13 protein-coding genes are annotated in these 13,804 nt (G+C 47.8%); all 13 read left to right on the top strand.

Going from position 1 to position 13,804, the window contains the following annotated elements:
• Positions 1-78 precede the first annotated feature (78 nt).
• The 13 genes from AC4OGX_RS16795 to AC4OGX_RS16735 all read left to right on the top strand — a co-directional run bounded on the left by AC4OGX_RS16795 (position 79) and on the right by AC4OGX_RS16735 (position 13,785).
• Positions 79-849: an ABC transporter ATP-binding protein gene (locus tag AC4OGX_RS16795; protein ID WP_493331805.1), complete on the top strand. Its 771-nt coding sequence runs from the start codon at positions 79-81 to the stop codon at positions 847-849.
• Positions 846-1,463, top strand: a complete 618-nt coding sequence (locus AC4OGX_RS16790) for an ABC transporter permease (protein WP_493331804.1) — start codon at positions 846-848, stop codon at positions 1,461-1,463. Before AC4OGX_RS16795 ends, AC4OGX_RS16790 begins: the two co-directional genes overlap by 4 nt.
• A 109-nt stretch (positions 1,464-1,572) precedes the next feature.
• Positions 1,573-2,013 (top strand): MarR family winged helix-turn-helix transcriptional regulator, encoded by a 441-nt coding sequence (locus AC4OGX_RS16785; protein WP_493331803.1) that lies wholly within the window; start codon positions 1,573-1,575, stop codon positions 2,011-2,013.
• A 71-nt stretch (positions 2,014-2,084) separates the two neighbouring features.
• Complete coding sequence (locus AC4OGX_RS16780) at positions 2,085-3,836, top strand: ABC transporter ATP-binding protein (protein ID WP_493331802.1); 1,752 nt, start codon at positions 2,085-2,087, stop codon at positions 3,834-3,836.
• The gene (locus AC4OGX_RS16775) at positions 3,829-5,736 is read left to right on the top strand and encodes an ABC transporter ATP-binding protein (protein ID WP_493331801.1); all 1,908 of its coding nucleotides are present in this window, start codon (positions 3,829-3,831) and stop codon (positions 5,734-5,736) included. Before AC4OGX_RS16780 ends, AC4OGX_RS16775 begins: the two co-directional genes overlap by 8 nt.
• 196 nt (positions 5,737-5,932) lie before the next feature.
• The gene (locus AC4OGX_RS16770; protein ID WP_493331800.1) at positions 5,933-6,880 is read left to right on the top strand and encodes an alpha/beta hydrolase; all 948 of its coding nucleotides are present in this window, start codon (positions 5,933-5,935) and stop codon (positions 6,878-6,880) included.
• 3 nt (positions 6,881-6,883) lie between these two features.
• On the top strand, positions 6,884-8,698 hold the full coding sequence (locus AC4OGX_RS16765; RefSeq protein WP_493331799.1) for a DUF6320 domain-containing protein: 1,815 nt from the start codon (positions 6,884-6,886) through the stop codon (positions 8,696-8,698).
• A 158-nt stretch (positions 8,699-8,856) separates the two neighbouring features.
• Complete coding sequence (locus AC4OGX_RS16760; protein WP_493331798.1) at positions 8,857-10,134, top strand: dihydroorotase; 1,278 nt, start codon at positions 8,857-8,859, stop codon at positions 10,132-10,134.
• Positions 10,135-10,208: 74 nt separating this feature from the next.
• The gene (gene pyrF, locus AC4OGX_RS16755; protein WP_493331797.1) at positions 10,209-11,135 is read left to right on the top strand and encodes an orotidine-5'-phosphate decarboxylase; all 927 of its coding nucleotides are present in this window, start codon (positions 10,209-10,211) and stop codon (positions 11,133-11,135) included.
• Between the two features lie 28 nt (positions 11,136-11,163).
• Positions 11,164-11,946, top strand: coding sequence for a dihydroorotate dehydrogenase electron transfer subunit (locus tag AC4OGX_RS16750; RefSeq protein ID WP_493331796.1), 783 nt, complete (start codon positions 11,164-11,166; stop codon positions 11,944-11,946).
• Complete coding sequence (locus tag AC4OGX_RS16745) at positions 11,946-12,848, top strand: dihydroorotate dehydrogenase (RefSeq protein ID WP_493331795.1); 903 nt, start codon at positions 11,946-11,948, stop codon at positions 12,846-12,848. Before AC4OGX_RS16750 ends, AC4OGX_RS16745 begins: the two co-directional genes overlap by 1 nt.
• Positions 12,849-12,948: 100 nt before the next feature.
• Positions 12,949-13,623 (top strand): orotate phosphoribosyltransferase, encoded by a 675-nt coding sequence (gene pyrE, locus AC4OGX_RS16740; protein ID WP_493331794.1) that lies wholly within the window; start codon positions 12,949-12,951, stop codon positions 13,621-13,623.
• A gap of 12 nt (positions 13,624-13,635) precedes the next feature.
• The gene (locus tag AC4OGX_RS16735) at positions 13,636-13,785 is read left to right on the top strand and encodes a hypothetical protein (protein ID WP_493331793.1); all 150 of its coding nucleotides are present in this window, start codon (positions 13,636-13,638) and stop codon (positions 13,783-13,785) included.
• Positions 13,786-13,804 lie beyond the last annotated feature (19 nt).

The raw sequence follows: 13,804 nt of genomic DNA, 5'->3' as shown, positions 1-13,804 counted from the left end.
AGTCGGGGATATGGGTACAAAGCAGTTTAGACATAGGGAGTGAGACTGGAAGGTTAAGGCAGGAAGGAGGGCACATCAATGTCAGTGCCGGCAATAGAGTTCAGGGAAGTGAGCAAGACATTTAACGGATCCGGATATTATGCGGTGGACCATGTTTCCTTTTCTATAGAAGAGGGTGAGTTCATTACGATCTTAGGATCATCCGGCTGCGGTAAGACCACGCTGTTAAAGATGGTTAACCGTCTGTATGAGCCTGACGAAGGCAGCATCCTCCTGTTCGGGGAAGATACCTCCACCGTGGATGTGGTAAAGCTCCGGAGGCGGATCGGGTATGTGATCCAGCAGACCGGGCTGTTTCCCCATATGACAATTGCTGATAATGTCGCAACCGTCCCGAAGCTCTTAAAGTGGGAGAAGGCAAAAATCGATGCCAGGGTGGACGAGCTGCTTAAGATGGTAGGCCTAAAGCCAGAGGAATTCAAGAAGCGTTATCCATCCCAGCTTTCAGGCGGGCAGCAGCAGAGAGTAGGTCTGGCAAGAGCGTTAGCAGTAGAACCGAAGATCATGCTGATGGATGAGCCCTTCGGGGCAGTGGATGCGATTACCAGGATCGGGCTGCAGGAGGAGCTTTTACGGATACACAGCGGGCTTAAGAGAACCTTTCTGCTTGTTACTCATGATATTCATGAGGCGTTTAAACTGGGAACAAAGGTCATGATCATGAATGAGGGAAGGATCTGCCAGTTTGACACACCGGCGAATATCATCCATGATCCGGCAGATGAGTTTACCTCTGCTTTGATCCGGTCAGCCAGGGAGCAGGAGAAGCTTTGGGAGGGATATGTATGAGTGGTATGACAGCATATCTGGGCAAACATTATGATGACCTGCTGGAGGCACTTCTGCAGCATTTGGAACTGGTGGCGGTCACTTTGGTCTTTTCCCTGTTGATAGCAGCGATACTGACTGTGCTGGGTGTGTACTCAAGGAAAGCAGGAGAAGTCATGATCCATGTATTTTCGGTGTTGTATTCTGTACCGAGTTTAGCCCTGTTTGCCTTATTGATCCCGGTTACCGGGCTGGGGACGACGACAGCAGAGATCGTGCTGGTCGCCTATAATCAGTATCTTCTTCTGCGCAATTTTATTTCTGGTTTGTATCAGGTGGATTCTGCAGTGATCGAAGCAGCAGAAGGGATGGGGATGCGAAGGATGCAGGTCCTTTGGAAAGTACGTCTGCCTTTGTCTAAAAAGGCATTCTTTACGGGGATTCAGCTGTCAGTCATATCCACGATCGGGATAGCGACGATCGCAGCGATGATCAATGCCGGAGGACTGGGAAAGATCCTGTTTGACGGACTTAGGACCATGAATATCTATAAGATCATCGCCGGGAGTGTATTGTCTGCCGGACTGGCGCTGGTCATCAATGGAGCGTTCAAGGCGCTGGAAAAGCGGATATAGAGAAATGTTCCTGGTTTGTATTGACAAGATAAAAACCAAATGTTAAAATGTTAGATGTCAAACAGTTGGATGTACAACAATAAGGTATCAAACAAACAGAGGGGCGGAAATGGAAAAAAAACGGTATGTAGGAAGAGAGCTTCGGGTATTGGATAATCTGATCAAGCGTTTTATTGATAATCAGATGAATTCAACTAAGATCAATAGGATCACAGGCTCGAACGGATGGATCATTGGTTATCTAAGAGATCATTCAAGCAGGCCGGTGTATCAGAAGGATCTGGAAGCGGAGTTCAATATCACCCGCTCTACAGCCTCCAAGGTAGTCAATCTGATGGAAGAAAAGGGTCTGATAAGACGTGAGAGTGTGCCGGAGGATGCGAGGCTTAAAAAGCTGACATTGACACCTAAAGCAGTTGAGCTGGGGAAAGAAATGGAGCGTAACAGAGAGATCGTGGAAGCACGGATCGTGAAAGGCTTTACAGAAGAAGAGCTGGAACAGTTTTATTCCTATATAGAACGGATCAAGAAAAATGTAAGTGAAGGGTAAGCCGGCGGAATGCCGGCTTCAATTTTCTCCAATTTGTTTGATGTCGGACAAAAACAGAAGGAGGTTAAGAGATGGTAAAAACGTTAGCAAAAAGTATCAGAGAGTATAAAAAAGACTCCATTTTGACGCCCATCCTGGTTTCACTGGAGGTCATAATGGAAGTCCTGATCCCACTGATGATGGCAAATCTGATCGATTATGGTATTGATAAAGGAAATATGGAACATATCTGGAAGGTGGGCGTTGTCCTTTTGATCGCGGCATTTCTTTCCCTGTTTTTCGGTGCAGCTGCAGGAAAAACAGCGGCATATGCATCGGCAGGGCTTGCGAAGAACCTGAGAAAAGATATGTATTATAATGTACAGAATTTCTCTTTTTCGAATATTGATAAGTTCTCCACATCCAGCCTTGTGACGAGAATGACAACAGATGTGACAAATGTGCAGAATGCCTACCAGATGATCATCCGTACAGCCATGAGATCCCCTCTGATGCTGATCTTTTCTTTGGTTTGCGCATTCCGGGTGAATGCACGTTTGTCTATGATTTTCTTACTATGTGTGCCGGTTCTGGGGATCGGGCTCTTTGTGATCATGTCAAAAGTACATCCGATCTTTCGGAGAGTTTTTAAGACCTACGATAAGTTGAATAATGTTGTACAGGAGAATGTGCGGGGAATCCGGGTTGTCAAATCATTCGTAAGGGAGGATTATGAACGGAAAAAGTTTCAAAATATTTCCCAAATGATCTACAAGGATTTTTCAAAAGCGGAAAAGACGCTTGCATTTAATATGCCACTTATGCAGTTCTGTATGTATGGCTGTATGCTTTTCTTTTCCTGGTTTGGGGCAAGAGCCATCGTGTTAAGCGGCGGCAGTCCGGGAAGCGGTTTTACAACGGGAGAACTGATGAGTCTGATCACCTATGTTATGCAGGTGTTGATGAGTCTGATGATGCTGTCCATGGTCTTTGTCATGATCACGATGTCAAAGGCATCTGTGGAACGTATCTATGAAGTGCTGACGGAAGTCAGTGATCTTAAGGACGGCGAAGACCCGGTGATGGAGGTGCCGGATGGGTCCATCCGTTTTGAGGACGTTTCTTTTAGCTATTCTGATAAAGCGCATAAAAAGTGTCTGGATCATGTGAATCTGGATATCCGTTCCGGGGAGACGATCGGTATCATCGGAGGAACCGGTTCTTCAAAGTCCACATTAGTACAGCTGATCCCAAGGCTCTATGATGTAACAGAAGGTTCCTTAAAGGTGGGCGGTATTGATGTCCGGGATTATGATATTGAGGTGCTCCGTAACCAGGTGGCAATGGTGCTTCAAAAGAATGAGCTGTTCTCCGGCACCATCAAGGAGAATCTGCGCTGGGGGAATGAGCAGGCATCGGATGAGGAGCTGGTCCATGCATGTGAGCTGGCACAGGCAGACGATTTTGTACAGCGTTTTCCAAAGGGATATGATACTTACATCGAACAGGGCGGCAGCAATGTGTCAGGGGGGCAGAAGCAGAGACTGTGTATAGCCCGGGCACTTTTGAAAAAGCCAAAGATCCTGATCTTGGATGATTCCACAAGTGCAGTCGATACAAGGACCGATGCAATGATCCGGAAGGCATTTCGTGAGGCGATACCAGATACAACAAAAATCATTATCGCACAGAGAGTTTCGTCTGTAGAGGATGCAGACCAGGTGATCGTCCTGGACGATGGGAAGATCAACGGGATCGGAACCCATGAAGAATTATTGAAGACAAATGCAATCTACAGAGAAGTATATGAATCCCAGAAGAAGGGAGGCAGTGAAGATGAATAAAATGAATGAAACAAAGAAGATGCAGAAGCTTGATATGCAGACCTTAAAGCGTATCATAAAATACCTGGAAGAATATAAGGGCCGTTTTATCTTTGTTCTGATCTGTATTCTGTTAAGTGCAGGTGCAAGTGTCATGGCATCCTTATTTTTGCAGGTGCTGATCGACGATTATATCACTCCGCTGCTTGTGCAGTCGGTTCCGGATTTTAGCGGACTGCTCCGGGCAGTCATTCTGCTTGCGGGAGTGTATCTGATCGGCGTCATGGCAACCTTACTCTATAACCGGACGATGGCTGTGATTTCACAGGGAACACTGAAAAGGATCAGGGATGAGATGTTTTCCCACATGCAGACCCTTCCGATCAAATATTTTGACACCCACTCCCATGGAGACATCATGAGCCACTATACCAATGATACGGATACCCTGAGGCAGATGATCTCCCAGAGTATCCCGCAGCTGTTTTCCTCGATCGTGACGATCGTGTCAGTCTTCTTTGCAATGCTTTCACTCAGCGTGTGGCTGACCCTGTTTGTACTGATTTTTATTGTCCTAATCCTGCAGGTGGTAAAAAAGATCGCCGGCAACAGCGGAAAATATTTTGTCAGACAGCAGGCCTCCATCGGTGATGTGAACGGATATATTGAGGAGATGATCAACGGACAAAAGGTCGTTAAGGTATTCTGCCATGAAGAGAAGGCAAAAGAGAACTTTGATAAAAAGAATGAGAAACTATTCAACGAAGCGGCACAGGCGAATACCTTTGCCAATGTGCTCATGCCGGTTATGAATAACTTCGGATATGTCCTGTATGTCCTGGTAGCCATCGTCGGCGGGGGGCTTGCCATCAGCGGAGTGACCAATATCAGTCTGACCGGGGTAGATGTTATTTCCCTGGGGATGATCGCCTCCTTTTTGCAGCTTTCCAGAAGCTTTATCCAGCCGCTGGGACAGGTATCGCAGCAGTTAAGTGCGATCATCATGGCTCTTGCCGGAGCAAAGCGGATTTTCGGACTGATCGATGAGCAAAGCGAGACGGACGAAGGATATGTCACCCTGGTCAATGCAAAATATGAGAACGATGTGCTGACAGAAACACCGGAACGCACCGGGCTGTGGGCATGGAAACACCCCCATGAGGATGGGACTGTGACCTATACTAAGTTGAAAGGCGAGGTGCGCATGTTTGACGTGGACTTCGGCTATGAGGAGGATAAGGTGGTGCTTCATAACATCACGCTTTACGCAGAGCCGGGACAGAAGGTTGCTTTTGTGGGTGCTACGGGGGCAGGGAAAACTACGATCACGAATTTGATCAACCGATTTTACGATATTGCGGACGGAAAGATCCGTTACGACGGGATCAATATCAACAAGATCAAGAAAGCGGATCTGCGGCGTTCTTTGGGAATCGTGCTTCAGGATGTCAATCTGTTCACCGGGACAGTAATGGAAAATTTAAGATACGGGAAGTTAGACGCGACAGATGAGGAGTGCATTGCGGCGGCGAAACGTGCCAATGCAGATGGATTTATCCGAATGCTGCCGGATGGCTATGAAACTGTCCTTTCAGGAGACGGCAGCGGCCTTTCACAGGGGCAGCGGCAGCTGATCTCGATTGCCAGGGCTGCGGTAGCGGACCCGCCTGTTATGATACTGGATGAGGCAACCTCCTCCATTGATACAAGGACAGAGTCCATCGTACAGCGCGGCATGGATGCTTTGATGAAGGGAAGAACTGTTTTTGTTATTGCACACAGGCTTTCCACCGTGCAGAACTCAGATGTGATCATGGTCCTGGAATTAGGGGAGATCATTGAAAGAGGAAGTCATGAGGACCTGATAGCAAAACGTGGAAAATACTATCAGCTTTATACAGGCGCCTTTGAATTATCATAAGAAAGATGCCCTTTTAGATATGCAGACAGACTGAAATGTCCAAAAAGCATTCTAAAAGAGGCATCTTTTAGTTTTCATGAGGTTCGTATTTATGGTATCATGAGTAAGGACACATAATTTATGTGCCCTGGAGACCAACAATGAAGTGGAAGGATATGAATATAAACCAGATCCGATTCATGAGATAGGAGAATTTATGGCAATTAATAGTACGACCAGGATGATACTGAAAGCACTTTCTTTTGACGGGATAGAAGTGGAGGCATCCCGGCATCTGGCAGATTTAAAGAGACTGGACCCGATGAAGATTTTTCACAAAACGATTGATTATAAGATATATAATGAGGAGCACGAGGTACCCACGAGGATATTTTTCCCCAATGAGAAGGCGTTTGAGAACCGGGGACCAAACCAGCACCGGGTGATGCTGCTCATTCACGGAGGCGGCTGGGTGACTGAGAGTGTGGACAACTATGAGAGGATCTGCGCACGTCTGGCTAATGCAACGGAACACGTTGTGGTTGCCATCGACTACAGGCTTGCACCGGAGAATAAGTTTCCAAGCGGGCTGGAGGATTGTTACGCGGCGGCAAAGGCACTTTTCATGAACCGTTTTATCCTGAATGTGGAGCCGGAGGATATCACTCTGATCGGTGACAGTGCGGGGGGGAACCTGGCGGCAGCGCTGTCACTTATGGCCAGGGACAGAGGGGAATTTCTTCCCAAACGGCAGATCCTGATCTATCCGGCTGTCAGCAGTGACTATACGGAGAACTCTCCCTTTGCCTCTGTACGGGAGAATGGGACGGATTATCTTCTCACCGCGGGAAAGATGCGGGATTATATCGAGCTCTATGCCAGCTGTGAGGAGGATAAACAGAATCCTTATTTTGCACCGATCCTTGCGAAGGATCTGTCAAACCAGCCGGATACACTGATCCTTACTGCGGAATATGATCCTTTAAGGGATGAAGGGGAGGCATATGGGGAAAGATTGAAAGAGGCAGGAAATAAAGTAGAGATCTGCCGGATCAAGGATGCATTACACGGATATTTTGCATTGGGGATCAAGAACTTTTATGTGCAGGAGAGCTTCGATCATATTAATAAATTCCTGGAAAAAGAGTTTGTTCAGGAGGTGTAAGTTTTGCAGCAGAAGAGAGCATATTGGAGAAAACTGGATAATGCGGCCAAGCTGTTTTCAGCGACCAGCAATAAAAAAGATACGAGAGTTTTTCGTTTTTTTTGTGTACTAAAAGAGGAAGTAGACCCAGAGGTGCTTCAGGAAGCCCTGGATAAAACGGTGGTCACATATCCGGTATTCTTATCTGTGATGAGAAAAGGTCTGTTCTGGCATTATCTGGAGAAGAGCAGGCTGCGTCCGGTGGTGCGCCGCGAATGTAAGGAGCCGTGCAGTACTCTGTATATCAGAGATAAGAAGGAGCTTTTGTTTGAAGTCACGTATTATGGGAGAAGGATTAATTTTGAAGTATTCCATGCGCTGACGGACGGAACAGGAGCCACAGAATTCCTGCGTGAGCTGGTAAAGAATTACCTGTTTCTGGTCCATAGAGACGAGGGCCTTACAGATGTGGCACTGCTGGATGAAAATGTGACGATACAGGATCAGGAGAATGACAGTTTTTCTCAGTATTATACGAAAGTGAAGAAGAAAAAGAAAAAGAAGCCGAAGGCATTTCAGCTCAGGAAGCCGCGCAAGGAGATCGGGAGGCTGCAGGTGAATGAGGCGGTCCTGTCTGTTAAGGAGGTACTGGCACGCTCCAGGGAGCTGGGGGTATCCATGACCGTATTTTTAACAACCGTGTATCTTTTGGCGATCCATCAGGAAATGACAAAGCAGCAGGAAAAGCATCCGGTGGTTTTGATGGTGCCGGTCAATCTGAGAAAGTTCTTCCCGTCAGAGTCTATGCTGAATTTCTTTAACTGGATCGAGCCTGGTTATCATTTTGGAAAAGGTGATGGAAGCTTCGGGGATGTCCTGGAGCATGTGAAGGAATATTTTGCGGAAGAGCTGACAACGGAACGTGTAGCGGAGCATATGAATGAATTGATCGAGCTGGAGATGCATCCGATCTTAAGACTCGCTCCGCTGGAGCTTAAGAATCTGGGGATAAAGGCCGGGGCAAGATATGCGGAGCGGGATGTGACTGCGATTTTTTCTAATATGAGTGCAGTGAAGATGCCTGCGGAGTATGAGCCTTATATCGAGCGTTTTGGAGTCTACACGAGTACTCCCAAGATGGAGCTGTGCATGTGTTCCTTTGGGGATAAGCTTTCCCTTGGATTTACGTCCAGGTTTGATACAGTGAATATCCAGAGAAACTTTTACCGGATCCTGAAACAGCAGGGGGTCCAGGTGGAGAAGATCGAACCGGAATTCCCGGAGCCGGATGTGCCCAGTGAACTGGAAATAAAAGTATTTAAGTTTGTTTCCTTTTTATGTCTTGCAGCAGTGGCCGGCTTTGTGGCTGCAGATTTTAACCTGCATCCGAAGATACGCTGGACCTTATTTACTGCGGCGGGGATCGGCAGCATGTGGCTGGCACTGGCCATTGGATTTGTCAAACGGTATAATCTGATGAAAAATGCTATGTGGCAGCTGATCATCGTGACGGCAGGGTGTATCCTATGGGATATTTTTACCGGATGGCGGGGCTGGTCTGTAGATTTTGTGCTGCCGGCCGTCTGCATGGTGATCCTGCTTTCTATGATTATCATCACAAAGGTACAGAAGAATACGGCCCGTGAATATATGATCTATTTTGTGATGGCGGGCGGGTATGGAGTGATCCTGCCGCTGATCCTGCTTTTAACAGGTGTTGTGAAGTTTATGCCATTGAGTACCCTGTGTGTGGTGGTGTGCTTTTTATTCCTGGCTGCACTGGTGATATTTAAGGGAAAAGAGTTCAGGGAAGAGATGCATAAAAAGTTCCATGTATAAGGGTTTTTTATATATTTTTTGACGGAAATCGGCCGATTTAGGGCTTTGATTTTGGATTGTATTACCTGTACTGTTTGTGGTATTATAATTCTATGTATACTACTTCTGGCATGCCCTTTTTAGAAGGCATGTAATCTGAAAGAGGAAGGATTAACAATATGAAGCTTTTAATACAAAACGGACATGTGTTAGATCCACTGACAGGGCTGGATGATATCAGCGATGTCCTGGTGGAGGGGACTAAGATCGTGAAGGTTGCAAAAGAGATTCACGAGGAGGCGGACCAGACCATCGATGCCGCCGGCTGCTATGTAATGCCGGGACTGATCGATCTGCACGTGCATCTGCGTGATCCGGGCCTGACCCATAAAGAGACGCTGGAAAGCGGCGGCAGAGCTGCGGCACGCGGAGGTGTGACAACCGTCTGTGCGATGCCAAATACTAAGCCGGTCACGGATACAGCGGAGATGGTGGATAAGCTGCACAGAAGGGCAGCCGTGGAATCCCCGATCCATGTGATCCAGCTTGGAGCCGTTACGAAAGGTGAAAAGGGAGAGGAGCTGGCTGATATCAGAGGGATGGCCAAGGCAGGCTGCCATGCCATCAGCGAGGATGGAAAGTCAGTGATGAATGCGGCTTTGTACCGGAAAGGGATGAAGCTTGCGAAGGAATGTAATATTTCTGTGTTTGCACACTGTGAAGATATCAATATGGTAGAGGGAGGCGTGATGAACGCGGGGGCTAAGGCAGAAGCTCTTGGAGTGAAGGGAATCACGAATTCTGTGGAGGATGTCATTGTAGCAAGGGACATCCTGCTTGCAAAGGAGACCGGGGTGAGGCTGCATCTGTGCCACTGTTCCACCGCAGACAGCGTGAGGATGATCGAGGCTGCCAAAAAGGCAGGACTTCCGGTGACCGGGGAAGTGTGTCCTCACCACTTTATCCTGTCCGATGAGGATATCAATGAGAATAACGGACAGTATAAGATGAATCCGCCGCTTCGCTCGAAGGCGGATGTGGAAGCGCTCAGAGAGGGCTTAAAGAGCGGTATTATGGATGTGATCTCAACCGACCATGCTCCGCATGCCGAGGAGGAAAAAAATCTTCCAATGGAGCAGGCAGCCTTCGGGATCGTCGGCCTGGAGACATCCGCCAGCCTGACATATACACAGCTGGTAGAGAAAGGGGTACTGACCCCGATGCAGATGGCAGAAAAGATGAGTTATAATCCTGCCCGGATCCTGGGACTGGATGACAAAGGCTCCGTATCAGAGGGCAAGACTGCTGACCTGATGATATTTGATCCATCAAAAGAATACAGGATCGATAAGAACACATTCCTTTCTAAAGGAAAGAACACACCATTTGACGGTTATCCGGTCAAAGGGGAAGTATGCTGTACCATCGTAGATGGGCGAATTGTATATACAAGATAAAAAATGGTTTGCAAAGGGGTCTGACCCTTTTGCAAACCATTGTCAGAACATTCAGATAATTGAGGAGGTTTTTTATGATCAACAAATTAGTAAATAAGATTAAGAAGACAGGGGCGCCGATCGTTGTAGGTTTGGACCCGATGCTGAACTATATTCCGGAGCATATCCAGCAGAAGGCTTACGGAGAATTTGGGGAGACTCTGGAGGGAGCAGCAGAGGCTATCTGGCAGTTTAATAAGGAAATCGTGGATAAGACATATGATCTGATCCCGGCTGTGAAGCCGCAGATCGCGATGTACGAGCAGTTTGGCGTACCTGGGCTGATGGCATTTAAGAAGACAGTTGATTACTGTAAGGAGAAAGACCTGGTTGTGATCGGTGATATCAAGAGAGGGGATATCGGTTCCACATCTGCTGCTTATGCAGTAGGTCATCTTGGAAAGGTGAAGGTAGGAAGCAAGGAGTATATTCCTTTCGATGAAGACTTTGCAACTGTAAACCCGTATCTCGGTTCTGACGGCGTGAATCCATTTATCGATGTGTGTAAGGCTGAGAAGAAAGGTCTGTTCATCCTTGTGAAGACCTCCAATCCGTCAAGCGGTGAGTTCCAGGATCAGCTGATCGACGGCAGGCCGCTCTATGAGCTGGTCGGCGAGAAGGTTGCCCAGTGGGGAGAAACATGCATGGGCGAGGAATACAGCTATATCGGAGCGGTAGTCGGTGCGACCTATCCTGAGATGGGAAAAGTACTCCGTAAGGTAATGCCGAAGTCTTACATCTTGGTTCCGGGTTATGGCGCCCAGGGAGGAAAAGGAAAAGATCTTGTCCATTTCTTTAATGAAGACGGACTCGGTGCCATCGTAAATTCTTCCAGAGGTATTATTGCAGCATACAAGCAGGATGCCTATGCACAGTTTGGACCGGAGAATTTCGCAGATGCATCCAGGGCGGCTGTGGAAGCCATGGTCAGCGACATCCGCGGGGCATTAGAGGGAAGATAAAGAGAACATAGGAAAAAGGAGAAAGACCATGTCTAATAAGCGAAAAGAATCTGCGATGATCGTATCCCAGGAATGTATCGCAGCTGATATCTATAGTATGTGGATCCAGACAGAAAAGATTGCATCCCTGGCAGTGCCGGGACAGTTTATTTCCATGTATACAAAGGATGGCAGCAAGCTGCTTCCGCGCCCGATCAGCCTGTGTGAGATCAATAGAGAAAAGAAGCTGATCCGTGTCGTATACCGTGTCACAGGAGAAGGAACCGGGACAGAGCAGTTTTCTGAACTGACAAAAGGGGACTGGATCGATATCTTAGGACCTCTGGGAAATGGCTTCCCGCTGGATGCTGCCAAGGGAAAGAAGGCAATGCTGATAGGCGGCGGGATCGGTGTCCCTCCGATGCTGGAGCTGGCAAAGCAGCTTGACACTAAGAAGGTACTTGTGATGGGCTACCGTGATGAGCAGTTCCTCTCAGAGGAGCTTGGTGCACAGGGCGATCTCTATGTTGCAACGGAAGACGGCAGTGCAGGAACGAAAGGGAATGTCATGGATGCGATCGCTGCAAACGGGTTAACAGTAGACCTTATCTATGCCTGCGGTCCGGCTCCAATGCTCCGTGCTATCAAGCAGTATGCCGAAGAAAAAAATATTGTATGCTATATATCTATGGAAGAGCGGATGGCCTGTGGGATCGGTGCGTGCCTGGCTTGTGTCTGTCAGTCCAAAGAGGTGGACGGACACAGTCATGTACACAATAAACGTGTCTGCAAGGACGGTCCGGTATTTCTGTCAACGGAGGTGGAGATCTAATGAATACAACAGTAAATTTGGCGGGTGTAGAATTAAAGAACCCGGTCATGACAGCCTCCGGGACATTTGGCTCCGGTGAAGAGTACAGTGAATTTGTAGACTTAAACCGTCTGGGTGCGGTCGTGACAAAAGGCGTGGCGAACATCCCATGGCCCGGCAATCCGACCCCGAGGATCGCAGAGACTTACGGCGGGATGATGAATGCCATCGGTCTGCAGAATCCGGGGATCGATGTTTTTTGTGAACGGGACATCCCATTTTTGAAAAAGTATGATACGAAGATCATCGTAAATGTCTGCGGAAAGACAACAGAGGAGTACTGTGAGGTGGTCGACCGCCTGGCAGACGAACCGGTCGACCTGCTTGAGATCAATATTTCCTGTCCGAATGTCAAAGAGGGCGGGATCGCATTCGGCCAGAATCCGAAGGCTGTGGAAGATATCACAAGGGAGATCAAAAAGCACGCCAGGCAGCCGGTTATCATGAAGTTAAGTCCGAATGTTACAGATATCACAGAGACTGCAAAAGCAGCCGAAGCCGGCGGTGCAGATGTGTTGTCCCTGATCAACACACTGACGGGGATGAAGATCGACATCAACAGACAGACCTTTGCACTGGCGAATAAAACAGGCGGGGTATCCGGCCCTGCGGTAAAACCGATCGCGGTGCGTATGGTATATCAGGTGGCAAATGCAGTGAATCTGCCGATCATCGGTATGGGCGGTATTTCAACCTATGAGGATGCAGTTGAGTTTATTCTTGCCGGTGCAACAGCGGTTTCCGTTGGCACGGCAAACTTCTTCAATCCCGCAGCAACAGTAGAGATCGTTGAAGGAATTGAAAAATACATGGAAAGATACCATTTTGAGAACATACAGGACATGGTCGGACTCGTAAAGTAAGTGAAGGCTGCAGATATGCCGTGAAAGCGGAGATATCAGGTGGCTCTCGGGCCGAATGGTTTGGATGGATATTTACAGGAACAACAGAAGGAGGATTATCATGGAACAGTATAAACAGGAATTTATTGAATTTATGATCGACTGCGAGGTTTTAAAATTTGGAGATTTCGTGACAAAAAGCGGAAGAAAGACCCCGTTTTTTGTAAACACAGGTTTCTACCGCACAGGTGCACAGCTTAGGAAACTGGGAGAATATTATGCCAAAGCGATCGACCAGAAATTCGGATTTGATTTTGACGTTTTATTCGGACCGGCATACAAGGGAATCCCGCTGACTGTAGCAGCAACAATGGCGATCAGCGAATTCTACGGAAAAGACATCAGGTACTGCTCTAACAGAAAAGAAGTGAAGGATCACGGAGACAAGGGAATCCTTCTTGGAAGTCCGATCCAGGACGGTGATAAGGTAGTCATCATCGAAGACGTAACGACAGCAGGAACCTCGATCCAGGAGACTCTGCCGATCATCAAGGCGCAGGGAGATGTGTCCCCGATCGGACTGGTCGTATCAGTAGACAGAATGGAACGCGGGCAGGGCGAGAAGAGTGCATTGAGCGAGATCCAGGAGAAGTACGGCCTTGAAACCACTGCGATCGTTACGATGGCAGAGGTTGTAGAACATCTGTATAACAGACCATACAAAGGAAAGGTGATCATTGACGATACATTAAAAGCAGCGATTGATGCATATTACGAACAATACGGCGTAAAATAGGGGGAAAGTCAAATGGAAAAGGCATATAAGACAATGTCAAGTGCCGGAGCGGCAAACATTGTGCTGGGGATCATCATGATTGTGACCGGTATCGCTGCCGGTATCATCACAGTCATCAACGGAGCGCGTCTGCTCAGACATAAACACGAGATCACATTTTAACCGGAGCGGCTGTAGACTG

This window comes from Faecalicatena sp. (assembly GCF_058819085.1).
Note: the sequence above shows the minus strand (reverse complement) of the source record. Positions and strands in the feature narration are given on the sequence as shown.